The organism is Klebsiella sp. BIGb0132 (assembly GCF_024810075.1).
GTDB classification, from domain to species: domain Bacteria; phylum Pseudomonadota; class Gammaproteobacteria; order Enterobacterales; family Enterobacteriaceae; genus Klebsiella; species Klebsiella terrigena.
Genome location: NZ_JANUDW010000002.1, coordinates 181,689 through 205,803 on the forward strand (window position 1 = coordinate 181,689; position 24,115 = coordinate 205,803).

Annotated in this window: 26 protein-coding genes; 19 read left to right on the forward strand and 7 right to left on the reverse strand. The window is 61.6% G+C overall.

Features of this window, described 5'->3' with window-relative positions:
* The first annotated feature begins 1 nt into the window (after nucleotide 1).
* Nucleotides 2-697: an ABC transporter ATP-binding protein gene (locus tag M2416_RS07700; protein WP_076947590.1), complete on the forward strand. Its 696-nt coding sequence runs from the start codon at nucleotides 2-4 to the stop codon at nucleotides 695-697.
* Nucleotides 684-1,169 carry a TlpA family protein disulfide reductase gene (locus M2416_RS07705; RefSeq protein ID WP_076947589.1) on the forward strand — a complete coding sequence of 162 codons (486 nt, stop codon included), beginning with the start codon at nucleotides 684-686 and terminating at the stop codon, nucleotides 1,167-1,169. The genes M2416_RS07700 and M2416_RS07705 overlap by 14 nt, the downstream gene beginning before the upstream one ends.
* Before the next feature lie 40 nt (nucleotides 1,170-1,209).
* On the opposite strand, the gene M2416_RS07710 is transcribed toward M2416_RS07705, so the two are convergent.
* The 4 genes from M2416_RS07710 to M2416_RS07725 are packed head-to-tail and all read right to left on the reverse strand — an operon-like array spanning nucleotide 1,210 to nucleotide 5,208.
* Nucleotides 1,210-1,941 carry a class II aldolase and adducin N-terminal domain-containing protein gene (locus M2416_RS07710; RefSeq protein WP_259223083.1) on the reverse strand — a complete coding sequence of 244 codons (732 nt, stop codon included), beginning with the start codon at nucleotides 1,939-1,941 and terminating at the stop codon, nucleotides 1,210-1,212.
* A 4-nt stretch (nucleotides 1,942-1,945) separates the two neighbouring features.
* Complete coding sequence (locus M2416_RS07715; RefSeq protein ID WP_259223085.1) at nucleotides 1,946-2,764, reverse strand: ABC transporter substrate-binding protein; 819 nt, start codon at nucleotides 2,762-2,764, stop codon at nucleotides 1,946-1,948.
* 24 nt (nucleotides 2,765-2,788) lie between these two features.
* A complete protein-coding gene (locus tag M2416_RS07720) occupies nucleotides 2,789-3,661 on the reverse strand; it encodes a phytanoyl-CoA dioxygenase family protein (RefSeq protein WP_259223087.1) in 873 nt (290 codons plus the stop codon).
* A 26-nt stretch (nucleotides 3,662-3,687) separates the two neighbouring features.
* Nucleotides 3,688-5,208, reverse strand: coding sequence for an amino acid ABC transporter permease/ATP-binding protein (locus tag M2416_RS07725; RefSeq protein ID WP_076947585.1), 1,521 nt, complete (start codon nucleotides 5,206-5,208; stop codon nucleotides 3,688-3,690).
* 499 nt (nucleotides 5,209-5,707) lie between these two features.
* Here M2416_RS07725 and M2416_RS07730 point away from each other — a divergent pair, with 499 nt between their 5' ends.
* The 5 genes from M2416_RS07730 (at nucleotide 5,708) to M2416_RS07750 (ending at nucleotide 12,138) form a co-directional block, all read left to right on the forward strand.
* Nucleotides 5,708-6,622 carry a LysR family transcriptional regulator gene (locus M2416_RS07730; protein WP_076947584.1) on the forward strand — a complete coding sequence of 305 codons (915 nt, stop codon included), beginning with the start codon at nucleotides 5,708-5,710 and terminating at the stop codon, nucleotides 6,620-6,622.
* 306 nt (nucleotides 6,623-6,928) lie between these two features.
* Nucleotides 6,929-7,756 carry a phytanoyl-CoA dioxygenase family protein gene (locus M2416_RS07735; protein ID WP_259223089.1) on the forward strand — a complete coding sequence of 276 codons (828 nt, stop codon included), beginning with the start codon at nucleotides 6,929-6,931 and terminating at the stop codon, nucleotides 7,754-7,756.
* A 365-nt stretch (nucleotides 7,757-8,121) separates the two neighbouring features.
* Entirely contained in the window at nucleotides 8,122-9,210 is a 1,089-nt protein-coding gene (locus M2416_RS07740; RefSeq protein ID WP_041145988.1) for an ABC transporter substrate-binding protein, read from the forward strand.
* An 83-nt stretch (nucleotides 9,211-9,293) separates the two neighbouring features.
* A complete protein-coding gene (locus M2416_RS07745) occupies nucleotides 9,294-11,063 on the forward strand; it encodes an ABC transporter permease (protein WP_041145987.1) in 1,770 nt (589 codons plus the stop codon).
* Nucleotides 11,056-12,138, forward strand: coding sequence for an ABC transporter ATP-binding protein (locus tag M2416_RS07750; RefSeq protein WP_259223094.1), 1,083 nt, complete (start codon nucleotides 11,056-11,058; stop codon nucleotides 12,136-12,138). Before M2416_RS07745 ends, M2416_RS07750 begins: the two co-directional genes overlap by 8 nt.
* Nucleotides 12,139-12,471: 333 nt before the next feature.
* On the opposite strand, the gene M2416_RS07755 is transcribed toward M2416_RS07750, so the two are convergent.
* A complete protein-coding gene (locus M2416_RS07755; protein WP_259224014.1) occupies nucleotides 12,472-12,780 on the reverse strand; it encodes a hypothetical protein in 309 nt (102 codons plus the stop codon).
* On the opposite strand from M2416_RS07755, the gene M2416_RS07760 reads away from it, so the two are divergent.
* From M2416_RS07760 to ccmI, 12 genes are all read left to right on the forward strand, one after another.
* Nucleotides 12,701-13,444, forward strand: coding sequence for a gluconate 2-dehydrogenase subunit 3 family protein (locus M2416_RS07760; RefSeq protein ID WP_259223960.1), 744 nt, complete (start codon nucleotides 12,701-12,703; stop codon nucleotides 13,442-13,444). The two genes, M2416_RS07755 and M2416_RS07760, sit on opposite strands and share 80 nt — an antisense overlap.
* Nucleotides 13,445-13,446: 2 nt before the next feature.
* Entirely contained in the window at nucleotides 13,447-15,231 is a 1,785-nt protein-coding gene (locus tag M2416_RS07765) for a GMC family oxidoreductase (protein ID WP_123708231.1), read from the forward strand.
* Nucleotides 15,232-15,241: 10 nt separating this feature from the next.
* Complete coding sequence (locus M2416_RS07770; protein ID WP_259223095.1) at nucleotides 15,242-16,585, forward strand: c-type cytochrome; 1,344 nt, start codon at nucleotides 15,242-15,244, stop codon at nucleotides 16,583-16,585.
* Nucleotides 16,586-16,666: 81 nt separating this feature from the next.
* On the forward strand, nucleotides 16,667-17,287 hold the full coding sequence (gene ccmA, locus M2416_RS07775) for a cytochrome c biogenesis heme-transporting ATPase CcmA (protein ID WP_259223097.1): 621 nt from the start codon (nucleotides 16,667-16,669) through the stop codon (nucleotides 17,285-17,287).
* Nucleotides 17,287-17,946, forward strand: coding sequence for a heme exporter protein CcmB (gene ccmB, locus M2416_RS07780; protein ID WP_041145982.1), 660 nt, complete (start codon nucleotides 17,287-17,289; stop codon nucleotides 17,944-17,946). Before ccmA ends, ccmB begins: the two co-directional genes overlap by 1 nt.
* A gap of 56 nt (nucleotides 17,947-18,002) precedes the next feature.
* Nucleotides 18,003-18,740, forward strand: a complete 738-nt coding sequence (locus M2416_RS07785) for a heme ABC transporter permease (protein ID WP_041145981.1) — start codon at nucleotides 18,003-18,005, stop codon at nucleotides 18,738-18,740.
* Complete coding sequence (ccmD, locus tag M2416_RS07790) at nucleotides 18,737-18,967, forward strand: heme exporter protein CcmD (RefSeq protein WP_259223100.1); 231 nt, start codon at nucleotides 18,737-18,739, stop codon at nucleotides 18,965-18,967. The genes M2416_RS07785 and ccmD overlap by 4 nt, the downstream gene beginning before the upstream one ends.
* Nucleotides 18,951-19,409, forward strand: coding sequence for a cytochrome c maturation protein CcmE (gene ccmE, locus M2416_RS07795; protein WP_259223102.1), 459 nt, complete (start codon nucleotides 18,951-18,953; stop codon nucleotides 19,407-19,409). The genes ccmD and ccmE overlap by 17 nt, the downstream gene beginning before the upstream one ends.
* Nucleotides 19,406-21,361 (forward strand): heme lyase CcmF/NrfE family subunit, encoded by a 1,956-nt coding sequence (locus M2416_RS07800; RefSeq protein WP_259223105.1) that lies wholly within the window; start codon nucleotides 19,406-19,408, stop codon nucleotides 21,359-21,361. Before ccmE ends, M2416_RS07800 begins: the two co-directional genes overlap by 4 nt.
* Entirely contained in the window at nucleotides 21,358-21,915 is a 558-nt protein-coding gene (locus M2416_RS07805) for a DsbE family thiol:disulfide interchange protein (RefSeq protein WP_041145977.1), read from the forward strand. The genes M2416_RS07800 and M2416_RS07805 overlap by 4 nt, the downstream gene beginning before the upstream one ends.
* Entirely contained in the window at nucleotides 21,912-22,370 is a 459-nt protein-coding gene (locus M2416_RS07810) for a cytochrome c-type biogenesis protein (RefSeq protein ID WP_076947576.1), read from the forward strand. Before M2416_RS07805 ends, M2416_RS07810 begins: the two co-directional genes overlap by 4 nt.
* The gene (ccmI, locus tag M2416_RS07815; protein WP_259223106.1) at nucleotides 22,367-23,209 is read left to right on the forward strand and encodes a c-type cytochrome biogenesis protein CcmI; all 843 of its coding nucleotides are present in this window, start codon (nucleotides 22,367-22,369) and stop codon (nucleotides 23,207-23,209) included. The genes M2416_RS07810 and ccmI overlap by 4 nt, the downstream gene beginning before the upstream one ends.
* 81 nt (nucleotides 23,210-23,290) lie before the next feature.
* On the opposite strand, the gene M2416_RS07820 is transcribed toward ccmI, so the two are convergent.
* Nucleotides 23,291-23,749 carry a hypothetical protein gene (locus tag M2416_RS07820; protein WP_259223108.1) on the reverse strand — a complete coding sequence of 153 codons (459 nt, stop codon included), beginning with the start codon at nucleotides 23,747-23,749 and terminating at the stop codon, nucleotides 23,291-23,293.
* Nucleotides 23,746-24,108 (reverse strand): DUF2778 domain-containing protein, encoded by a 363-nt coding sequence (locus M2416_RS07825; protein WP_259223110.1) that lies wholly within the window; start codon nucleotides 24,106-24,108, stop codon nucleotides 23,746-23,748. The genes M2416_RS07820 and M2416_RS07825 overlap by 4 nt, the downstream gene beginning before the upstream one ends.
* Nucleotides 24,109-24,115: the final 7 nt, after the last annotated feature.

Below are 24,115 nucleotides of genomic sequence, written 5' to 3' on the forward strand. Positions count from 1 at the left end.
CATGACCGTCACGCCCCTGCGTCAGATGGCAATTGAGACCCGTCATTTATATAAGCGATTTGGCGAGGTCACCGCGCTGGAAGACATTAATCTGTGCATCGCCCGCGGCGAGTTCGTCGCCATTATGGGCGCTTCCGGCTCGGGGAAAACTACCCTGATGAACATTCTCACCTGTCTGGATACCGCCAGCGAAGGCCAGGTCATCCTAGACGGCACCGACGCGGCGGCGCTGGATGAAGAGGGGCGCCGCGCCTTTCGCGCGCAGAAAATTGGCCTCGTTTTCCAGCAGTTTCACCTGATCCCGTTCCTCACGGCGCTGGAAAATATCATGCTGGCGCAGCACTACCACAGCGTGGTGGACGAGGCCGCCGCCCGGGCGGTACTGGCCCAGGTCGGCCTTGAACACCGCATGACCCACCTGCCGAGCCAGCTGTCGGGCGGCGAGCAGCAGCGCGTCTGCATTGCCCGGGCGCTGGTCAACGAGCCGCCGGTCATTTTTGCCGATGAGCCCACCGGCAACCTCGATGAGGAAAACGAGCAGCGGGTGCTGGATCTGCTGACCGATCTGCACCGGCAGGGGCGCACGGTGGTGATGGTGACCCATAATCCGGCGCTGGGGCAGTTTGCCGACCGCATCGTGCGGCTGCAGCACGGCAGGTATTTGGGCGAAGAGGTGAACCATCATGCGCATGCCTAAGGCGATTATTATGCTGTTGCTGACGCTGCTGGTCGGCTGCAAAGAGGAGAAGCTGGCGCGCGGCGAGCCGGCCCCCGCGCTGGCGGCCTTCGATCTCCAGGACAACGCGGCCAGCCTTGAGCGCTGGCGCGGCAAGGCCATCTATCTTAATTTCTGGTCCGCCGGCTGCGGCGGCTGCCTGGCGGAGATGGATACCCTGCAGGCGCTGAGCCAGCGCTGGCCGGACAGGGTGGTGGTGGTGGGGGTAAATACCGATCCCGACAGCGTTGAGATCGCGCCGCTGCTGGCAAAGCACGGCATCAGCTACCCGGTGCTGCGCGACCGGCTGAAAATAACCCAGGAGCGCTATCAGGTGATCGGCACCCCGACGTCGGTGCTGATTGATAGCCGCGGGCGGGTGGTGGACCTGCACCAGGGCTGGCGTAAGCCGGAGGCGCTGCAGGCGGTATTCAGCGAGCTGGCGCAGCGCTAAGCGGCTCCCCCGGCGTTGCCCGGGGGAAGCCTGGGGCAGTTTAGTCCAGCAGCGAAGGATCGGCGTCGATCATCAGCTGCTTCATCTCCTCAAAATGCTGACGGGAAAAGTCGCTGATTTTTTCCCAGTCGGCGGCGGTTTTCTCCGCCACCTCATCGGATAGCACCTTCAGCGGCCGGCCGGTTGACCAGGCGGTGACCAGAATCTGGCAGGCGCGCTCGAGGGTCCAGATATCGTCAAACGCCTCGCCGATGGAGCCGGCGGTCACCAGCACCCCGTGATTGCCCATCAGCAGGCGGCGTTTATCCGCCAGCAGCCCCGCCAGCCGCGCCCCCTCGGCGACGGTATCCGCCATCCCGCCGTACAGCGTATCGACCGCCACGCGCTGAAAGTAGCGTGCGGTGTTCTGGTCGACAGGCAGGATCTGCGGATCCTCAAGGCAGGCGACGCTGGTGGCGTAAACCGGATGCAGATGCAGCACCGCCCGGGCCTGCGGCAGCCGCTGGTGAATCTGCCCGTGAATAGCCCACGCCGTGGCGTCCACGTCCGCGCGGTGGGCGTTCTCTTCATCATCGGTGTTCAGCAGCAGCAGATCGCTGGCGCGAATGCGCGAGAAGTGGCGCCACTTCGGGTTGAGCAGAAACGTTTTGCCATCCGCCGACAGGGCGGCGCTAAAGTGGTTGGCGACCGCCTCGTGCATGCCGAGGTGGGCAACAATGCGCAGCGTCGCCGCCAGATCGATGCGCGTTTGTTCTTCAAAAGAGTAGGCCACGGCGTTATTCCACTTTCGGCATCAGGTCGTTGAGGTCCGCCGCGGTCGGCGGCTGGAAGTTATACTTTTTCAGCAGGGCGGCATACTCCGGCGTGGCGCTAAACTTCTTCAGCCCCTCCTCAAGCGCGGTCTTCACTTCGCTGTTGCCTTTTTTCACCCCGAAGCCGTTGAGCACCGGGTAGATCAGCGTCGTGGAGGAGATGGTGATGCGGTCGCCCAGCTTGTCGACTACGCCGCGCGCCACCGCCGCATCGGTGATCTGCGCCTCCACCGCCCGCGACAGCAGCGCCTGGGTGGTTTGCGGGTCGGTGGCGTATTCGCTAAGCGCAATCGGCGGCAGCCCTTTTTTCACGCAGTAGTCGGCGGAGAGCTTTTGCAGCTGCGCCAGCCACGAGGTGGCGCCCATTGAGCCAATCTTATGGCCGCAAAACTCCTCCGGCGTCTTCGGCTGATAGCTGGCGCCCTTGAGGGCGAGGATCGACTCACCGCTTTTCAGGTACGGAACCATATCAATCACCTTCAGCCGTTCGGCGGTGATATACATCGACGAGTTGGTGATATCGAAGCGTCCGCCCTGCAGACCGGGGATCAGATTCGGGAAGCGGGTATCGAGGTTGACCGCCTCGCGGCCCATGGTTTTCGCAATTCCGGCGAGAAACTCGATATCAAAGCCGACGGGCTTGTTGTTCTCAATATATTCGTAGGGGAAAAAGGTCATATCCGAACCGGCAATGATTTTTCCCGGCTGCTGAAAGGCCGCCTGGGCGCTGGCTGCGCTCAGGGCGCCGACGGAGCAGAGGAGCAGGGTAGTTAAACGTTTCATAGAGATCTCCAAAGTGGGGGGCAATCACATGCTGGCAGGGTCGTTTCCGGCCTGCTGTACGAAAAACGAGGCGCCGCGCGGCTTCTGCGGCAGACGAACGTGGTTGGCGGCGCTGCGCACCAGCCCGCTCTCCGTGCCGGCGACCAGCTGTCCGGCGTGGGCGCTGGGCAGCGGGTTGTCGCCGTACGGCAGGGCGTCTTCGGCGGCGTAAACGCTGATAAACAGGGTGCGCGGCAGGTCGGTTTCATTGGGGCTGGAGGCGTGGAGCAGCCGGGTATGCATAAAGCATACCGAGCCGGACGGGCCAAAGCAGGCCTCGGGCTGCTGGCAGTGGGTCGCCACCACCTCGTCATCGACCGCGCCGGTGAAGCGCGACGCCTGCCAGTGCGACCACAGCGGCCCCTTATGGCTTCCCGGCACCACGTTCAGCGGGCCGTTCTCCGGCGTCACGTCGCTAACCATCAGCAGGGCGGTGATGATGTCGTCGTTGCTATGCGGCGTGAAGAGAAAATCCTGGTGCCATTTCACCTGGGTGGCGGTATGCGGCAGCTTGGAGTTAATTTTGCTGTGATGAAAGCGGGTGCCGCTGCCGCCGATAAGCTGGGCGGCAATCGCCGCCATCCGCGAATCCAGCGCCGCGCGCCGATAGGCGGCGGAGATCTCCGTCGGCGAGCTGACGCGGCGCAGCGACGGGTGGTCGGGGCGATGGTCGCTTTCAAGGTCGAAGCGCGGGCGGCCGTCCTCGGTCTCTCCCCAGGCCTCGCCGTGGCGGCGGCTCTCCGCCACCCAGCCGTCGAAATCCTGCTGCAGCCCGGCGATCTCTGCGGGAGAAAGCACCGCCTCAACCACCAGAAAACCCTGCTGATGAAACTGTTCGATTTGCCACTGCGCGATCATATTTTTTCCTTTCACAAACGGAGCGGTTAAGCCAAAGAGACGTCTTTGAGGAAGGCGTCAACGCGCGGGTGATCGCCGTCGCGCATCGCCTGAGGCGTGTCGTCGCAAACCACGCGCCCTTTTTCCATAAAGACAATTCGGTCAGAAACTTTGAAGGCGAAATTCATTTCGTGGGTCACGATAACCATGGTGATCCCCTCATCGGCCAGCGATTCGATAACCTGAAGCACTTCGTTGACCTTTTCCGGGTCCAGCGCCGAGGTTGGCTCATCGAAGAGCATGATTTGCGGGCGCATCATCAGGGCGCGGGCGATAGCCACCCGCTGCTGCTGGCCGCCGGAAAGCTGGTGCGGATACTTCCACGCGTGGTCGAGCATGCCGACCTTATACAGCAGCTCGCAGGCGCGCTGCCTGAGCTCCGCCTCCGCCGCCAGCCGGTGATAGCGCGGGGCCAGCAGCAGGTTGCCGAACACGGTCAGGTGCGGGAAGAGGTTGAAGCTCTGAAAGACCATGCCAATATTCAGCCGGTGCTCGGCGTTCTCCATAAAGCGCGGCTTCTGCACGCCCTGGCGTTCGAGGTGAATAAAGGGCTGGCCGTTGATGCGGATCTCGCCGTTATCGATCTGCTCCAGGCCGTTGAGCAGGCGAATCAGCGTGGTTTTGCCGGAGCCGGAAGGGCCGATAACCGACACCACTTCCCCGGGCTGGACCTGCAGGCTGACGGCGCCCAGCACCTCCACGTTGTTGTAGGCTTTATGCAGCTTCGAGGCCTGCAGCGCCGGCTGGCGGCTATCGATGACGCTGCGGGCAACGGCCGGACGGGCGGCGGTGGCCAGCGCCAGCATCTCGGCGTCGACCGGGCGGTTGGTTTTACGCTGGGTGACGTCGAGCCAGGTCTCCAGGCGCTTCAGCAGGAAGTCAAACACGGTGACGATCAGCACGTAGTAGAACGCCACCGCCGCCATGGTCTCCATCACCAAAAAGTTTTGCGAATAGAGGCGCTGGCCAACCATCAAAATCTCGGTCAGGGAGATGACGGAAACCAGCGAGCTGAGCTTAACGATCGCAATATACTCATTGGCCAGCGCCGGCAGCGCCACCCGCAGCGCCTGGGGAATAATCACCCGCCACTGCGTGCCGCCATAGCGCAGCCCTAAGGCCCGCGCGGCCTCGCCCTGGCCTTTGGCGATGGAGAGCAGGCCGCCGCGATGGATCTCGGCGACGTAGGCCGCTTCGCTGAGCACCATCGCCAGCAGGCCGGCCCAGAAGGGGTCGTTGAGCACCACCGCAAATGACGGCACCGCCTGCGGCAGGTTATAAACGAAGATCAGCAGCACCAGCAGCGGCAGGCTGCGAAACAGCCAGATATAGAGCCGGGCGGGGACGTTAAAGAGCCTGCGCGGCGACTGCTTGGCGAGGGCGAGAATAAAGCCCAGCACAATACTGCAACCCCAGGTCAGCAGACTCAGTTTAATGACGGTCCAGGTGGCCTGCCAAAAATCTGCGTCGCTGAGCAGACTTAACATGTAGTTCCAGTTAAACATCATGGGCTATTTCACTCGCCATAATTAACGGACATGAAGACGATACCGATGTTCTAAAATGGGGCATCGTCACTATTTATCGGGCAATTACACTATGCTGGTACTCTTCGCCATCAGGCAATTAGTAAATTTTTGGTCTTTAAGTTTAAAAAAACTATATAGCCAGATTAATTTCAATAAATTTAAAGCAATGTGCGCGAAACAAGAACTAAACATTAAAAAAACAATTGCTGTTATTGGTCAACGGAATCGGCCTCTAAATTGGGCGTTGTGCCACAATGGGGCGCGCTGAGGATTTATTTGGTGCAGTCTGGTTCATATTGGTGCAATTAATTCATCGGGGCTGGGGTTTTATTATTTCAGCGCGTTTAGCGAGATAAATAATTCATTCGTCCCTGCGGCAATGCGTCTCTTCGCCGGGGAGTGGCACGATGCTTGCAATCGGCCTATCAGGAAACTATGCCGTTTCTGCGAGTGACAATATTTCATAAAGGGTAAGGCTATGACGCGATTCACGCTCAAACAACTTAAATACTTCGTTACCGTTGTGGAGACCGAAAGCATCGCCGAAGCCTCCCGACAGCTGCATATTGCCCAGCCGTCGATCTCGATTGCGATAAAAAACCTTGAGGGCACCTTCGAGCAGCAGCTGTTTATTCGCCACCACGCGCAGGGCGTTTCGCTCACCCCCTGCGGGCGCCGCTTCTACGAGAAAGCCAAGGAGCTGCTGCGCCTCTCCTGGGAATTTGAACAAAACGCGCGCGCCGATAAGGAGCTGGTTTCCGGCACCATTTCGGTGGGCTGCTTTGAGTCCGTCGCCCCGCTGTATATGCCAAAGCTGGTGGCCGGATTTAAAAAGATGTATCCCGAAATAACCCTTCAGCTCTACGATGGCGAGCAGCATGAATTAATGCACGGCCTGCATCGCGGGCGTTTTGATTTAGCCCTGGTCTACGATCTGGAATTAGGCCACTCGATCAGTAAAGAGACGCTCAATGCCCCGCATAATCCCTATGCGTTATTACCGGCCAGCCATCCGCTGGCGCAAAAAAAGAGCGTTACGCTGCAGGAATTAAGCCAGGAGCCGATGATTTTGCTCGATGCGGTGCCGAGTAAAAACTATTTTATTACCATTTTTAAAGAGAAGGGCTACCACCCACAGGTGGCCTACAGTTCCCCGTCAATTGAAATGGTGCGCTGTATGGTCGGGCAGGGTTTGGGCTTCTCGGTATTAGTGACCCGGCCGCTTTGCGATATGACCTACGACGGCGAGCGGCTGGTCCAGCTGGATATTGAAGATCAAATGCCGGCCTCAACCTTAATTATGGCGCACCTCGCCAATAATGAACCTACCCGGCCAACGCAGCTGTTTATGGACTATTGTCGCAGCATTGAGCTAACCCCGGCGCTGGTGTAGCCGGCAACTTCGAGCGCGGCAAAGATATATATTGTCACGCGCCTGAGCGCCTGGCTCGAGGGCTATTTTATTTGTTGTTTTGAACCCGGGCGGCCCGGAGGCTGAGCGTAGCGAGTCAATACTCAGGTATTACGCGTACGCTCCGGTTTCTCCGCGAGCAATATCGCCCGGTGGGGCAGGCTCATAAATTTCTATGACGAGTATCGTTTTATAATAATTTACCATTCGACGCTGGCTAAATAACCTGAGTCCGCTGACGCCCGGCGTCATCAACCCAATCATTTATCCAGCACAGGACGGTTAGCTATGCACAATCAGCGTTATCCGCAGATCGACCGGCAGACGATCGATATCTACCAGACGGATGGAGTGGTGTTACTGAAAGGCGTGTTCACCCCGTGGATCGACGGCCTGGCGAAGGGCGTGGCGGAACTGATGGCCAACCCCAGCGAGTACGGGCACGCCAGAACGGTGGTGCCGAAGGACGGCTCCGCGCCCTTTTTCCAGGACTACTGCAACTGGTCACGGATCGCCGATTTTGAGCAGTTTGTCAGGCAGTCGCCGGCGGCGGAAATTGCCGCCGCCCTGATGCAATCGACCACGGCGAAATTTTTCCACGAGCACACTCTGGTCAAGCCCGCCGGCGGCAGCACGGTCACCCCCTGGCATCACGATCAGCCCTACTACTGCGTTGAGGGGCGGCAGAACGTCAGCTTTTGGATCCCGCTGGACCCGGTTGCACAGGAGATTTCGCTGCGCTGCATCCGCGGCTCCCATCTGTGGGGCGAAGAGTTCAGCCCGACCCGCTTCAACGGCTCGAAGCTCTACCAGCACGGTCGCTTTAAGGAGCTGCCGGACATTGACGCCCATCAGGAGGAGTACGATATCGTCAGCTGGGCGCTGGAGCCGGGCGACGCGATCGCCTTCCACTACCGAACGCTGCACGGCGCCAGAGGTAACGCCACGGCGCGGGCTCGACGGGTCTTCTCCGCCCGCTGGGTGGGCGACGACGCCACCTTTGTTGACCGCGGGGGCGTGACCTCGCCGCCGTTCCCGGAGCTGACGCTGCAGGATGGCGACGCGCTGGTTTCACCGCTGTTCCCGCAGGTCTGGCCGCGCGAAGCGCGGGGCTAATATCGCCGGGCGGCAATCATTAACGGCGGAAAATTATATTGCCGCTGCCGGCCTTCCGGCGGGTTAATTATTTTCCGCCGCCTCGGCGCTAAATCGGTGCCATTTTGCCGGCCAGCCGAATATTCCCGGTGCCGGCATCCCGCTACGAAAATGCCTGCTTAATGTTTTCTTAATATTTCATCTTCAATGATGCTGGCGACTATTCCGTCGACACACTTCTTATCCGTCTATATCGCGCTAAATAAGAGTTAAATTCCGTCAGCATCACAAAAGCCAGAAAAAAACCGCCCCCGGCGTTGCAAGCCGTGAACCCCTCGCTATATGTTAAATTTGTGTTTAATAAATGATGCCTAAGGGTTGGTTTTATGTATAAGAAAATTGGTGGTTTAGTGGTTTCACTGACGGCAGTCTTCTCCGGCTCCGTTTTGGCGGCGCTCCCTCAGGGCTACCCGGCTGAATACCAAAAGGTGGTTGATGCCGGGAAGAAAGAGGGCAAGGTTGTCATCTATTCAACGACCGATACCAAAGCGGCGGGGCCGTTAATTAAAGGATTCGAGGCGCAGTACCCCGGAATTAACGTTGAATATAACGATATGAACAGCACCGAGCTGTACAACCGCTACATCAGCGAGCAGGCGGCGGGCGGCGGCAGCGGAGACGTGGTCTGGAGCTCATCGATGGATACGGCGCTGAAGCTCGCCACCGACTACGCCGAAGAGTACGCCTCGCCCGAGCTGGGCAAGCTGCCAAAATGGGCGGTCTGGCAGCAGAAGGCCTACGGCACCACCTATGAGCCGGTGGTCTTTATCTATAACAAGCGGCTGATCCCGCAGGGCGACGTGCCGGACTCCCATACCGCGCTGGCGAAGCTGATTGCCGGCCAGGCCGACAAATTTAAAGGTAAGGTTACTACCTACGATATCGAAAAATCTGGCCTCGGCTTTATGCTGGCGGTGCAGGACAGCAAGGCCGACGCCAGCTATTTTAGCAACCTGGCGGGAATGGCCAAAGGCGGCCTGACCGTGCAATCCTCTACCGGCACCATGATGGAGCGCGTCTCATCGGGTGAAAACCTGATTGGCTTTAACATTCTCGGCTCTTACGCCGAAGCGCGCGCCAAAACCGATCCCTCCCTCGGCATCGCCTATCCCAAAGACTACGTGCTGGTCCTTTCCCGCGTCTCGTTTATTACCGCCGACGCCGGGCATCCTAACGCCGCGAAGCTGTGGTTCGACTACGTGCTGTCAGAGAAAGGGCAGAGCATCCTCGCCGGTCAGGCCGATATTCCCTCTATTCGTAACGATATCGAAGGCAAAAATGATATCGACGGGATGACCAAAATGCTGGGTAACGCCCTGAAGCCGATTCCGGTGGACGAAACCCTGCTGGAATATCTGGAACCGAAAAAGCGTCTGGAATTTATCAAACAGTGGCGTAGCGCGGCGGCTAAATAATCCTCCTGAGGCGCGACATCTTCCGCTGTCGCGCCCGTTAATACCCGGCAGGCTGTGTTAACGCCTGAGCAAAGGGATCGCATATGAACGTATTACGCCGAAAATGGCAGGGGCTGCCGCGCGGTATTGTGGTGCTGATCGCGGCATTGGCGATCTACGTCCCGCTGTTATTTATTGTGGTGCAGAGCTTTCTCTCGGCGCCTTTTTTTGCGCGTTCGAAAGCGTTCAGCTTTGAAGCCTTCGAATTTATCTTTACCGACCCTGATTTTTATCTGGCGCTGAGGTCCGGCTTTATTCTGGCGTTCGGCCTGGTGGCGATCGCCATTCCGCTCGGGGGGATCCTCGCCTTTTTAATGGTCCGCACCGATTTGCCCGGCCGGCGCTTTATTGAACCCCTGATTCTGGTACCCATCTTCGTCTCGCCGATGGTGCTGGCCTTTGGCTACGTGGTGGCGGCGGGGCCGGTTGGCTTCTTCTCGCAGTGGGCCGAGCGGCTGCTGGGCTTTGTGCCGTGGAACATCTACTCGATGTTCAGCATCGTGGCGATCGCCGGATTAACCCACGTCCCGCACGCCTATCTCTATATCTCCTCCGCCCTGCGCAGCGTCGGCTCCGACGTCGAGGAGGCGGCCAGGACGGTCGGCGCTTCGCCGCTGCAGGTCATGACCTCCGTCAGTCTGCCGATGGTACGGCCCTCGATCCTCTACGCCTGCGTGCTGCTGTTTTTCCTCGGCCTGGAGGTGTTCGGCCTGATGCTGGTACTCGGCGACCCCGAGGGCAACATGGTGCTGGCGACCTATCTCTATAAGCTGACCAATAAGCTTGGCACCCCCTCTTACCACCTGATGGCGGCGGTGGCGGTGGTGCTCATTTGCATCACCATCCCGCTGGTGATGCTGCAGCGTCGGCTGATGCGCACCGCCAACCGCTTTGTCACCATGAAGGGCAAGGCCTCCCAGGCGCGCGCGCTGCCGCTGGGCAAGTGGCGCTGGGTTGCCGGCGTGGTGGTGGTGCTGTGGCTGACGGTGACCATCGGCGTCCCGCTGCTTGGCGTGGCGATGCGGGCGTTTATTTCCAACTGGGGTGTCGGCGTGTCGCTATGGGACGAGCTCTCGCTGGCGACCTTCCGCAATATCTGGCAGCAGCCGAACCTGCTGCGGGCCATCGTCAACTCGATGGCGATCGGTATTTTTGGCGGCGCGCTGGCGGTCGTGTGCTATCTGTTTGTCGGGATCGCCATGCACCGCAAGCCGGACAACGTGACGCGCTTTCTTGACTACAGCGTGCTGGTGCCGCGCGCGGTGCCGGGTCTGCTGGCGGGGCTGGCGTTTCTGTGGGTGTTTTTATTCCTGCCGATGTGGCTCGATCAGTCGCTGAAAAACGGCTGGCTCTCGGCGCTGCCGATGGCCGACTGGCTGCGCGAGCATCTTATCGTGCAGCTGCGGGCGCTGCGCAACACCATTTTTAGCGTCTGGCTGGCCTATACCGTGGTGTGGATGGCCTACGGGCTGCGCCTGATCTCCTCGACGCTGCTGCAGGTGGCGCCGGAGCTTGAGGAGGCGGCCCGCAGCACCGGCGCCTCTCGCGGCCAGGTGACCCGCCACGTCACGGTTCCGCTGTCGCGCTACGGCCTGATCGGCTCGTGGCTGCTGATGTTCCTGATCTTCGAGCGTGAATACTCCACCGGGGTGTACCTGCTTTCGCCGGGGACGGAAACGATCGGCTCCATGCTGGTCTCGCTGTGGGCGGCGGGGGCTATCGATATCGTCGCCGCGCTCTCGTTTATCAATATCCTGCTGGTGGTCATCGGCCTGGGTATCGCCCTGCGCTTTGGAGTGAAATTACATGATTGAGCTATCCGTAGAAAACCTGCACCTGACCTATGGCGACAACCCGGTTCTGAAAGGGGTGTCGATGACGCTTCAGCGGGGGGAAGTGGTGTCGCTGCTCGGGCCGTCCGGCAGCGGGAAAACGACCCTGCTGCGCGCCGTCGCCGGGCTGGAGAAACCCACCGCCGGGCGGATTACCATTGGCAAAACCGCGGTCTATGACGGCAATCCGCGCAGCGAAATCCCCGCCGAGGAGCGCAATCTGGGGCTGGTGTTCCAGTCCTATGCCCTGTGGCCGCATAAGACCGTATTTGAAAACGTTGCCTATCCGCTCAAGCTGCGCAAGGTTGCCAGCGGCGAAATCGCCCAGCGGGTACAGGCGGTGCTCGACCAGCTCGGCCTGGGGAATCTCGGCAGCCGCCATCCCCATCAGCTCTCCGGCGGCCAGCAGCAGCGCGTGGCGATTGGCCGGGCGCTGGTCTACAACCCGCCGGTTATCCTGCTCGACGAACCGCTGTCGAACCTCGACGCCAAGCTGCGCGAAGAGGCGAGGGTCTTTCTGCGCGAGCTGATTATCAAGCTCGGGCTCTCGGCGCTGATGGTGACTCACGACCAGAATGAGGCGATGGCGATATCCGACCGTATCCTGCTGTTGAACAACGGGGTGATCGAGCAGCAGGGCACGCCCCAGGAGATGTACGGCAATCCGACGACGCTGTTTGCCGCCGAGTTTATGGGCAGCAACAACCGCCTGCGCGGTAAGATAACGGCTCTCGAAAACGGCCGGGCGCGCATCGAGGGCGCCAGCTGGGCGCTGTGGGGCATGGCGGGAGAGGGGGTCAGCGTCGGCCAGCAGGCGACGGCGGTGATCCGCGTTGAGCGCCTGCGTCTCGGCTCCTCCCCGGAAGACAACATGCTCGAGCTGCCGCTGCTGACCAGCATGTATCTGGGCGACCGCTGGGAATATCTGTTCCGCACCCGCGGGGATGACTTTGCCATTCGCGCCTACGGCTCGGCGCTGCGCGACGCGGAGCATTGCCATATTACGCTTCCCGCCGACGACCTGTGGATATTCCCGACGCCTCAGGTGACGGCATAAAATCGGTCGCGGCGAGAAGGGCCGACGGTCGAAATAAATAGGGCCGGGCGGCGCGGTTAATGGCTGATAACGCTCGCCCGGCACGGCGCAAATAACCGCCAGACGCCGGGCGAAAGTAAAGTAATTAATATCCGTAATTAACTAACTTAACCGCTCAAATTGTTTAATATTTGCCGACGCTGGCGTTTGCACGCCGCCAGGCAGACATGTACCATAAACAAATAATAACATTTGTGATACATATCACTCTTTTTTTGGCACGGATAAGCACTACGCCTTCGGTGATTCCGCACGAGCTTCTGCATCCAGGTTATTTAATAAACGTTCTCATTATCAAATCCCGGGAATATTTTCCCGTTTCGGCGACGGATTTTGAGAATCGACTAATATCCAAACGATAACGCGATAAATAATCACCTCGCCAACGGCGATTTTTTTGTACGACTTAATGGAATCGAACCGGCAGGTCCCGCAATGCGGAGGCTGAATGGTATCGGTTCCAGATTCGATATTGCTGGGCTTGTAACCTACAAAAGCAGCCATTTTAAATGACAGGAATGTGATAATGTCGAGTGAAAAAACTAACAGCTCGAGGCGTGATTTTTTAGTAAAATCAATGGCCTTGATTCCAACGATCGTCATCGCTGGCGGCGGCGTCGGGGCCATTGGCGCCGCGGCTGAGGCCCAGGCATCCGACGCCGCAGCGGCGGCAAAAACGCCGGCCGGCGAGGGCTGGCAGCCGCAGTTCTTCAACGAGCAGGAGTGGGCGTTTATCAATGCCGCGGTGGCTCGCCTTATTCCGGCCGACGAGCTGGGGCCCGGCGCGCGCGAGGCGGGGGTTCCGGAGTTTATCGATCGCCAGATGAATACCCCCTATGCTACCGGTTCCATCTGGTATATGCAGGGTCCGTTTAACCCGGACGTGCCGAAAGAGATGGGCTACCAGCTCCCGCTGGTGCCAAAACAGATCTACAACCTCGGGATTGCGGACGCCGACGAATGGTGCCGCAGCCAGCATCAGAAGCCTTTTGCCGAACTGACCGCCGGGCAGCAGGACGCCGCGCTGAGCCAGTTTGAAGCGGGCAGCGCCGCGTTTAAGCAGCTGCCGTCCTCGCTGTTCTTCTCTTATCTGCTGCAGAACACCCGCGAAGGATTCTTCAGCGACCCGATTCATGGCGGCAATAAGGGCATGGTCGGCTGGACGTTGATTAATTTTCCCGGCGCGCGCGCCGACTTTATGGACTGGGTTGAACGGGGTGAACGCTATCCCCTCCCGCCGGTATCAATTAATGGGGAGAGGGCGTAACGATGGCCACCGTACTGAAAAAAACCGATGTCGCGATTGTGGGCTTTGGCTGGGTTGGCGCCATTATGGCCAAAGAGCTGACCGAAGCGGGCCTCAACGTGGTGGCGCTGGAGCGCGGCCCGATGCGCGATACCTGGCCCGATGGCGCCTATCCGCAGGTGGTCGATGAGCTGACCTACAACATTCGCCGCAAGCTGTTCCAGGACCTGTCGAAAAGCACGGTCACCATTCGCCATAATAGCGCTCAGGATGCGGTGCCGTACCGGCAGCTGGCGGCCTTCCTGCCGGGAACCGGCGTTGGCGGCGCGGGCCTGCACTGGTCCGGGGTGCACTTCCGCGTTGACCCGATTGAGCTGCGGATGCGCAGCCACTATGAGGAGCGCTACGGCAAAAGCTTTATCCCGCAGGATATGATCATCCAGGATTTCGGCGTCACCTACGACGAGCTGGAGCCGTTCTTTGATAAGGCAGAAAAGGTTTTCGGCACTTCGGGCACCGCCTGGTCGGTGAAGGGGAAGGTGGTCGGGAAGGATCGCGGCGGCAACGTCTTTGCCCCGGATCGCTCGGACGACTTCCCGCTGCCGGCGCAGAAGAATACCTGGTCGGCGCAGCTGTTTGAGAAGGCGGCGCGCGAGGTGGGCTATCACCCGTACAACCTGCCGTCAGCCAACACCTCTGACTCCTATACCAACACCTATGGCGCGCAGATGGGGCCGTGCAACTTCTGCGGCTACTGCAGCGGCTACGCCTGCTACATGTATTCCAAGGCCTCGCCAAACGTCAATATCCTGCCGGCGCTGCGCCAGGAGAAGCGCTTCGAGCTGCGCACCAACGCCAACGTGCTGAAGGTTAACCTCACCCCCGACCGACAGCGGGCCACCGGCGTCAGCTACGTCGACGCCCAGGGGCGGGAGATGGAGCAGCCGGCCGATCTGGTTATCATCGGCGCCTTCCAGTTCCACAACGTGCATCTGATGCTGCTCTCTGGCATCGGCAAACCCTACGATCCGCAAACCGGCGAAGGGGTGGTCGGGCGCAACTTTGCCTATCAGAACATGACCACCATTAAGGCCATCTTCGATAAAGATACCGTCACCAACCCGTTTATTGGCGCGGGCGGCAACGGCGTCGGGATTGATGACTTTAACGGCGATAACTTCGATCACGGCGCCGCCGGTTTTGTCGGCGGCTCTCCGTTCTGGGTCAACCAGGCCGGGACCAAGCCAATCTCCGGCCTGCCGGTTCCGCCGGGCACTCCGGCGTGGGGCAGCAGGTGGAAAGCGGCGGTTGCCGACACCTATACCCACCATCTGTCGATGGACGCGCACGGCGCGCATCAATCCTACCGCCAGAACTATCTTGACCTCGATCCGAACTACAAAAACGTCTTTGGCCAGCCGCTGCTGCGCATGACCTTTGACTGGCAGGAAAACGACATCAAGATGGCGCAGTTTATGTTCGACAAGATGGCGCCGATTGCCAAAGCAATGAAGCCGAAATATATGCTCGGCAGCCCGAAAAACGCCAACAGCCACTTTGATACCACCAGCTATCAGACCACCCATATGAACGGCGGGGCGGTGATGGGCGAGAACCCGAAAACCAGCGCCGTTAACCGCTATCTGCAGAGCTGGGATGTCCACAACGTTTTCGTTATCGGCGCCTCTGCTTTCCCGCAGGGCCTGGGATATAACCCGACGGGAACCGTGGCCGCGCTGGCCTACTGGTCGGCAAAAGCGATCCGCGAACGGTACCTGAAAAATCCGGGTCCACTGGTGCAGGCATAAAGGAAGGCAAATGATGAAGATGCAATGGCTATCTGCACTGGTGCTCGGTGCGCTGAGTTTTTCCGCTTTCGCCGAGGAGGCCCCGGCCGACGGCAGCTTAATTAAACAGGGTGAGTATCTGGCGCGCGCGGGGGACTGCGTCGCCTGCCATACCAACGGTAAAGAGGGCCAGCCCTTCGCCGGCGGTCTGCCGATGGGGACGCCAATCGGCACCATCTACTCCACCAACATTACCCCGGATAAAACCCACGGTATCGGCGACTATACCTTTGAAGAGTTCGACGATGCGGTGCGTAAAGGGGTGCGTAAGGACGGCTCGACGCTCTATCCGGCGATGCCGTACCCGTCGTTCGCGCGCATCAGCGAAGCGGACATGCGGGCGATGTACGCCTACTTTATGCACGGCGTGGCGCCGGTAAACGCGGCGAATCGCGACAGCGATATCCCGTGGCCGCTCTCTATGCGCTGGCCGCTGGTGTTCTGGCGCGGGATCTTCGCCCCCGCGCCGAGCGATTTTGTTGCTAATCCGCAGGCCGACCCGCTGCTTGAGCGCGGCCGCTATCTGGTGGAAGGGCTCGGCCACTGCGGCGCCTGCCATACGCCGCGTAGCCTGACCATGCAGGAGAAGGCGCTGAGCGAAACCGAAGGCGACGATTTCCTCGCCGGCAGCAGCGCGCCGGTGGACGGCTGGGTCGCCTCGAGCCTGCGCGGCGAAAACCGCGACGGCCTCGGCAGCTGGAGCGAAGCGGAGCTGGCGGAGTTCCTGAAAACCGGCCGCAACGATAAGTCGGTGGTCTTCGGCGGCATGAGCGACGTGGTGGAGCACAGCCTGCAGTATCTCTCCGACGAGGACGTGACGGCGATTGCCCGCTACCTGAAATCCCTGCCGCCGCGCGGCGGTCAGCAGACCCCTGCGCCGGTGGAGGACAGCGTGGCGAAAGATCTGTGGAAGGGGGATGACAGCAAGCCCGGTGCGGCGCTGTACGTCGATAACTGCGCGGCCTGTCACCGTACCGACGGCGCGGGCTATAAACGCGCCTTCCCGGCGCTGAAGGGCAACCCGGTGGTGCAGACGCAGGATGCGACGTCGCTTATCCACATCATCTTGACGGGCAGCACCACGCCGGCGGTGAAAAATGCGGTCTCTAACCTGACCATGCCGCCGTTTGGCTGGCGCCTGGACGACGGGCAGGTGGCGGATGTTGTCAACTTCATCCGCACCAGCTGGGGCAACAGCGCGCCGCCGGTCACCGCCAGCGACGTGGCGAAAGTCCGCAAGGACAGGTCGATCGTGCCTGATGAGAAGGCGCTCGGCAGCGCCGACATCTCGAAGCTGCCGGTCACCGGGCAGTAGCGGCCAGGCGTGCGCCGTTCGCGCGGCGCACTCCGCGATTGCCGCTGCCGACTATGGTCTGATTTGAAAGGGCTTGCACTCATGCTGCACGCAGAACAACTCACCTGCATCTACGACGATCGGCTGCTGTTTCAGGCGCTGACGTTCACGGTTAACCGCGGCGAAATGCTGCAGGTGTCCGGCGATAACGGCAGCGGAAAAACCTCCCTGCTGCGGCTGCTTTGCGGCCTGGCGCGGCCGGAAAGCGGCGTCGTCAACTGGCAGGGCGAGCCGCTCTCGTCGGTGCGCGACGCCTTCCATCAGCAGCTGCTGTGGTGCGGGCATAGGCCTGGCGTCAAGGCGGCGCTGACGGCGGATGAAAACCTGCGCTTCTTCTTTGCGCAAACCAGCCCGCGAGCGCGGGAAGAGGCGCTGGCGGCAATGGGGCTGGCGGGCTATGAGGACGTGGCGCTGAGCCAGCTCTCGGCCGGGCAGCAGCGCCGGGTGGCTCTGACGCGCCTGTGGCTGACTTCGGCGACGCTGTGGATCCTCGACGAGCCGTTTACCGCCCTTGACGCCACGGCGGTGGAGCGGCTGACCCGACGCCTGGAGCAGCACGTGCAGGCGGGGGGCAGCGTCATTCTCACCACCCATCAGCCGCTGCGGGCGCTGGCTTGCCCCCTGCGGACGCTGCGCCTCTGCGGCGAAAGGACGGTGGGCTGATGATGCGGGCGCTGTTTTGCCGCGAAATGCGCCTCGCCTGGCGCAGCGGGGCGGAAATCCTCAATCCGCTGTGGTTTTTCCTGCTGGTTATCACCCTGTTTCCGTTCGGCGTGGGCGCGAACCCGCCGCTGCTGGCGCAGATTGCGCCGGGCGTGGTGTGGGTCGCGGCGCTGCTGGCGGCGCTGCTGGTGATGGATCGCCTGTTTCGCGATGACTGGCAGGACGGCTCCCTGGAACAGCTGCTGCTGCTGCCGACGCCGCTGGCGGCGGTGGTGCTGGTGAAGGTGGTCGCCCACTGGATAATGACCGGTCTGCCGCTGCTGATCGTCTCCCCGCTGGCGGCGCTGCTGCTGGGGATGACCGCCCACGACGCGGGCGTGCTGGCGCTGACCCTGCTGCTGGGCACGCCCACCCTGAGCTTTTTAGGCGCGGTTGGCGTGGGGCTGACGGTGGGGCTCAGGCGCGGCGGCGTGCTGCTTAGCCTGCTGGTGCTGCCGCTGTCGGTGCCGCTGTTAATCTTTGCCACCGCCGCAACGCAGGCCGCCTCTGCGGGGCTGCCGGTGGATGGCTATCTGGCGATCCTGGGGGCCTTTTTAGCCGCCAGCGCGACGCTATGCCCGTTTGCCACCGCCGCCGCGCTGCGGCTGACGGTGCAATAACCCGCTGCGGTCTTTCTGACGCGGTGATAAAAAAACAGTCGTGTGAGTAAACGTCTATGTGGAAAGCATTACATCAACTGGCGATCCCCGAACGGCTATACGGCCTGTGCGGGCGCTGGATCCCGTGGCTGGCGACGCTGAGCGCGCTGCTGTTAGCGGTAGGGCTGGGCTGGGGCTTTGTCTATGCGCCCGCCGACTACCAGCAAGGGGAGAGCTATCGCATCATGTATCTCCACGTCCCGGCGGCGATGGGGTCAATGGGGATCTATGCCGCGATGGCTGCCGCGGCCTTCGTCGGCATGGTCTGGCAGGTCAAAATGGCCGACCTTAGCGTCGCGGCGCTGGCGCCGGTTGGCGCCGTCTGCACCTTTATCGCGCTGGTTAGCGGCGCCGCGTGGGGCAAGCCGATGTGGGGTACCTGGTGGATCTGGGATGCCCGTCTGACTTCTGAGCTGGTGCTGCTGTTTATTTATGGCGGCATTATTGCCCTCTGGCACGCCTTCGACGACCGCCGCCTGGCGGGACGCGCCGCCGGGATCCTCGTGCTGGTCGGGGCGGTCAATCTGCCGATCGTTCACTACTCGGTCATCTGGTGGAACACCCTGCATCAGGGGTCGACCAATATGCAGCAGAGTATTGACCCCAGCATGCGCCTGCCGCTGCGCATCTGCATGCTCGGCCTGCTGTGCCTGGTTATTACCCTGACGCTGATGCGCCTGCGCAATCTGATCCTGCGCCAGGAACGCCGCCGCCCGTGGGTGGCCGCGCTGGTGAATAAAGGAGCCTCGAAATGAGTCCCGCTTTTTCCTCCTTCGCCGCGTTTCTGGCGATGGGCGGCTACGCGCCGTACGTCTGGCTGGCCGTCGCCGCCGCGCTGGTGGGCTTTGGTCTGCTGACGGCGCATACCCTGTGGCAGCGCCGGGCGCTGTTCAGTGAAGTTCGGCGCCAGCAGGCCCGCGACCGGCGGATTGCCGCCGCGCGCGTCCGTGACCGGGAGGCCGCAGATGCAGACGCGTCGTAAGAACCGCCTCTATATCGTGCTGGCGGTGGCGGCCGGGCTGGGGCTCGCCCTCAGCCTGACGCTGTACGCCCTGAGCGCCAACATCGACCTGTTCTATACCCCAGGAGAGATTATCTACGGCAAGACGGAAACCCATGACAAACCGCACGTCGGGCAGCGCCTGCGCATCGGCGGCTACGTTCAGCCGGGCAGCGTCAGGCGCAATGCGCAAACCCTGGACGTCAGCTTTACGCTGTATGACGCCCGCGGCACGGTTGAAGTGAGCTATCGCGGCATTCTACCGGACCTGTTTCGCGAGGGGCAGGGCGTGGTCGCCCAGGGCGAGCTGGATTCCCCCCGGCACATCATCGCCCGCCAGGTGCTGGCAAAGCACGATGAAAACTACACGCCGCCGGAGGTAAAGGACGCCATGAGTCCCGTGAATAAGGAGAGCCAGCCATGATGCCGGAGCTGGGCAACTATCTGCTGTGCCTCGCGGCGGGCCTGGCCCTGCTGCTGAGCGTCTATCCGCTGTGGGGCGCTTCGCGTCAGGATCGGCGCATGATGGCGCTGGCCCGCCCGCTGGCCTGCGCGCTGTTTTTCTGCATCGTCGGCGCCTTCCTGCTGCTGGTGCACGCCTTCGTGGTTAACGATTTTACCGTGCGCTACGTGGCGGAAAACTCCAACAGCGCGCTGCCGGTGTGGTATCGGGTGGCCGCGACCTGGGGCGCCCACGAGGGCTCTCTGCTGCTGTGGGTGCTGCTGCTGAGCGTCTGGACCTTTGCGGTGGCGCTACTGAGCCGCCGCATGCCGCTCGACGCCGTCGCCAGAGTGCTGGCGGTGATGGGGATGATTGCCTTCGGCTTTCTGCTGTTTATTCTGCTCACCTCTAACCCCTTCACCCGCACGCTGCCGCTGTATCCCATCGATGGCCGGGACCTCAATCCGCTGCTGCAGGATATCGGCATGATCTTCCATCCGCCGATCCTCTATATGGGCTACGTTGGTTTCTCGGTGGCCTTTGCTTTCGCCATCGCGTCGCTGCTGGCCGGGCGGCTGGATACGGCGTGGGCGCGCTGGTCGCGGCCGTGGACCCAGGCGGCGTGGGTTTTCCTGACCCTTGGTATCGTCCTCGGGTCGGCGTGGGCCTACTACGAGCTGGGCTGGGGCGGCTGGTGGTTCTGGGACCCGGTGGAGAACGCCTCCTTTATGCCGTGGCTGGTCGGCACCGCGCTGCTGCACTCGCTGGCGGTAACGGAAAAGCGCGGCAGCTTCCGCGCCTGGACCGTACTGCTGGCGATCTCCGCCTTTTCGCTGTGCCTGCTGGGGACCTTCCTGGTGCGTTCCGGGGTGCTGGTCTCGGTCCACGCCTTCGCCTCCGACCCGACGCGCGGGGTGTTTATTCTCGCGCTGCTGGTCATTGCCATCGGCGGATCGCTGCTGCTGTACGCCATTAAGGGCGGACAGGTGCGGGCGCGCGTCGAGCATTCGCTGTGGTCGCGGGAGTCGTTCCTGCTGAGCAACAATATTCTGCTGATTGCCGCCATGCTGGTGGTGCTGCTCGGCACGCTGCTGCCGCTGGTGCATAAAGAGCTGGGGCTGGGCAGCATTTCGATTGGCGAACCCTTCTTTAATACCATGTTTACCGCCCTGATGGCGCCGTTTGCGCTGCTGCTGGGTATAGGGCCGCTGGTGCGCTGGCGGCGCGACGCTGCGGCGAAACAGCTGAAGCGCGCGGCGGCTTCAGCTGTCGTTACCCTGCTGCTGGCGCTGCTGCTGCCGTGGCTGCTGGAGGACCGCATTGCGGCGATGGCGACGCTGGGCCTGATGATGGCTATCTGGGTGCTTATCTTCTCGCTGATCGAGGTGCACGAACGCGCTACCCACCGGCACGGATTCTGGCGCGGGTTAAGGACGCTCTCGCGTAGCCAGTGGGGGATGGTGCTCGGCCACGTCGGCGTGGCGGTGACGGTTATCGGCATCGCGTTCAGCCAGAGCTACAGCGTGGAGCGCGACGTGCGGATGAAGGCCGGCGACAGCATTGATATCCACCGCTACCACTTCGTTTTCGCGGGCGTGCGCAACATCGTGGGCGCCAACTGGACCGGCGGCGAAGGGGTGATTCAGGTCACCCGCGGCGGGCGGCCGGAAGCCACGCTGTATGCGCAAAAGCGCTTCTACAGCGCCAGCCGGATGATGATGACCGAAGCGGCGATTAGCGGCGGGCTGACCCGCGACCTGTACGCCGCGCTGGGCGAGGAGCTGGGCGACGGCAGCTGGGCGGTGCGCCTCTACTACAAACCCTTCGTGCGCTGGATCTGGTACGGCGGCGTGCTGATGGCGCTCGGCGGCCTGTGCTGCATGCTCGACCCGCGCTACCGGCTGCGTAAAAAGCTGCAGGAGGCGCAATCATGAACCGCAGATGGCTTTTTCTCCCGCTGGCGCTGTTCCTGGCGCTGGCGGCGGCGCTGTTCTGGCAGCTGATGCGCAACGCCGACGGCGATGACCCGACGACGCTGGAGTCGGCGCTGGTGGGCAAACCGGTGCCGGAGTTTCGCCTCGAGGCGCTGAACGTCCCGGGCCAGCTCTACGATCGCTCGGTGCTGGTCAGCGGCGGGCCGCTGCTGCTCAACGTCTGGGCGACCTGGTGCCCGACCTGTCGCGCCGAGCATCAGTTCCTTAACGGCCTGGCACAGCAGGGGGTACGCGTGGTGGGGCTGAACTACAAAGACGACCGCCGCAAAGCGGTGAGCTGGCTCGATACTCTGGGCAATCCTTACGCCATCAGCCTGTTCGACGGCAGCGGCATGCTGGGGCTGGACCTCGGCGTTTACGGCGCGCCGGAGACCTTTCTGATCGACGGCCGGGGAATTATCCGCTGGCGGCACGCGGGGGATCTTAATGAGCGGGTCTGGCGCGAGCAGCTGCGGCCGCTGTGGGAAAAATATCGCCGGGAGTCGGCCTCATGAAGCGCCTGCTGAGCGGCGTGATGGCGCTGCTGCTGTCGGGCAGCGCGCTGGGAGCCATTGATACCTGGCAGTTTAAGAACGAGGCCCAGGAGCAGGCGTTTCGCGAGGTGACCTCCCAGCTGCGCTGTCCGAAATGCCAGAACAACAGCATCGCGGATTCGAATGCGATGATCGCCGCCGATATGCGGCTTAAGGTCTACGAGCTGCAGCAGCAGGGGCAGAGCAAGGAGCAGATCGTCGCCTATATGGTGGCGCGCTATGGCAGCTTCGTCAGCTATGAGCCGCCGCTGACGGCGGGGACGATCCTGCTGTGGCTGATCCCCGGACTGTTTGTGATTGCCGGCGCCGGGGTGCTGGTGGCGCGCGCCAGGCGCCGCGATACCACCGATGCGGCACTGAGCGAACAAGAGCGCCAGCGGCTGGCGGCGTTACTGAAAAAAGGAAATGATGCATGACTGCGTTCTTAATCGTTGCCGCGCTGCTGCTGGCCGGCGCCCTCGCGCTGCTCTATCTGCCCTGGCAGGAGAAAGGGGCGATGGACCGGGATTGGCTAAACCGAGCGCTCTACCGCTCGCGTCTGGAGGAGCTGGAGCAGGAAAACGGCGCAACCCGCGAGGCGCTGGTGGTGGAGCTGCAGCGCACGCTGCTGGCGGATATTCCGGAGTCAGACGCCCGCGCTCCCCGGCCCCTTGGCCGCCGCGTGCTGCTGCCGGGAGCGCTGGTGCTGGTCTGTCTCAGCGGCGGCCTGTTCCTTAAAACCAGCGATTTCGGCCAGGTGCTGCTCTGGCAACAGGCGCAGCGCCACTATCCGGCCCTGCTGCAGCAGGTGCAAGACCCCGCCGCCGCGCCGCTGCGGATGGATGAGATCGCCGAACTTCGGCTGGGGCTGCGCAGCCGGCTGCAGGATAATCCGCAGGATCTCGCCGGCTGGCAGCTGCTGGGGCGTATCGGCCTGTTGCTGAACGACGGCGAGACGGCGATCGGCGCGTTTGCCCGCGCCCATCGGCTGGCGGCGGACGACCCGGCGGCGACCTTCGACTACGCCAGCGCGCTGGTGCGGGCGGGGGATAGCGGGCAGATGCGGATGGGGGAGCTGCTGCTGCGCGAGCTGCATCAGCGGCAGCCGCGGAGTCTGCCGGTGCTGGAGATGCTGGCGCTGAGCGCGGTACGGAACGAGGATTATCCTCAGGCGGTTGAGGCGCTGCAGGCGCTGCTGGGGCTGTTGCCGCCGGGGGATGCCCGGCGTCGGGCGATTGAGGGTGAGCTGGCGCAGGCGCAGGGGCGGGCGCCGTAGGCTGGCGGGGTGTCTTCAAAACGAGCGGGTATGACAACACGGAAAACTGGCCGCAGAATGACGCCGCGGCCATTCATATCCTTACTGTTTCCGGACGGTTTCCCGTTTTACCTCGGCCCAGGTCTCCTGCATATTGTCCAGGCATGCTTTAGCGGGTTTACCTGCGCTTTCAAGCGCCCGTTGGGCATGAGCAAAATAGTCTTTTAGCTGGTTTAGGGTTAAGCGGGATATGGCTGGCATACTGCATATCAGTGAGGTACCGAAACGCTGCTGTAAGGCATCCGGATACTGCTCTATGACGTTGGTTGCCTTTAGTACGTTAACCGGATCTTTGATCAGGGCCAGGCTGATAGCATACGCCAGCTCCTGCGCCTGCTCATCGCTGAGTTTATCCCCGATGCTGCGTACCCTTTCAGGCAGGAGATGAATCACGTTGCGGTTTGCATCCGCAATGCGACTCAGGTACGTTCCCCAGTCGTCAACGGATGCCTGACAGGAGATAGGCAGCGCGCAGGCCAACATAATCATCCAGCGCTTCACCGAACTACCTCAAGCGTACGATCGGAGGACATAATGACTTTTGATCGGGCGCGCGGACCCATGATAATGCAACCCTCTGATGCAAATCCGGGAGTCGCTGGTGGCTTCCTCTCACCGTGGATACGAAACAAGGAGCGCCCGAAACTTTCACCCGACGTCTGCTTCAGGATGATGGTCATCGGCCCCCTGGAATTGCTGTGCCCGGAGATATGATAAGTCCCTCGGGGAAGCGGCCCCATGCCTTTCACCTGCTGGCGGTCCGGGTTGTTTTTGTTTGTCAGATTACCTGCGTATCCGGTTCCCACCAGCTTACCCTTATGCCAGAGTTCGCCGGTACTTTGATAGTATGTCCATGCCATAATTTAT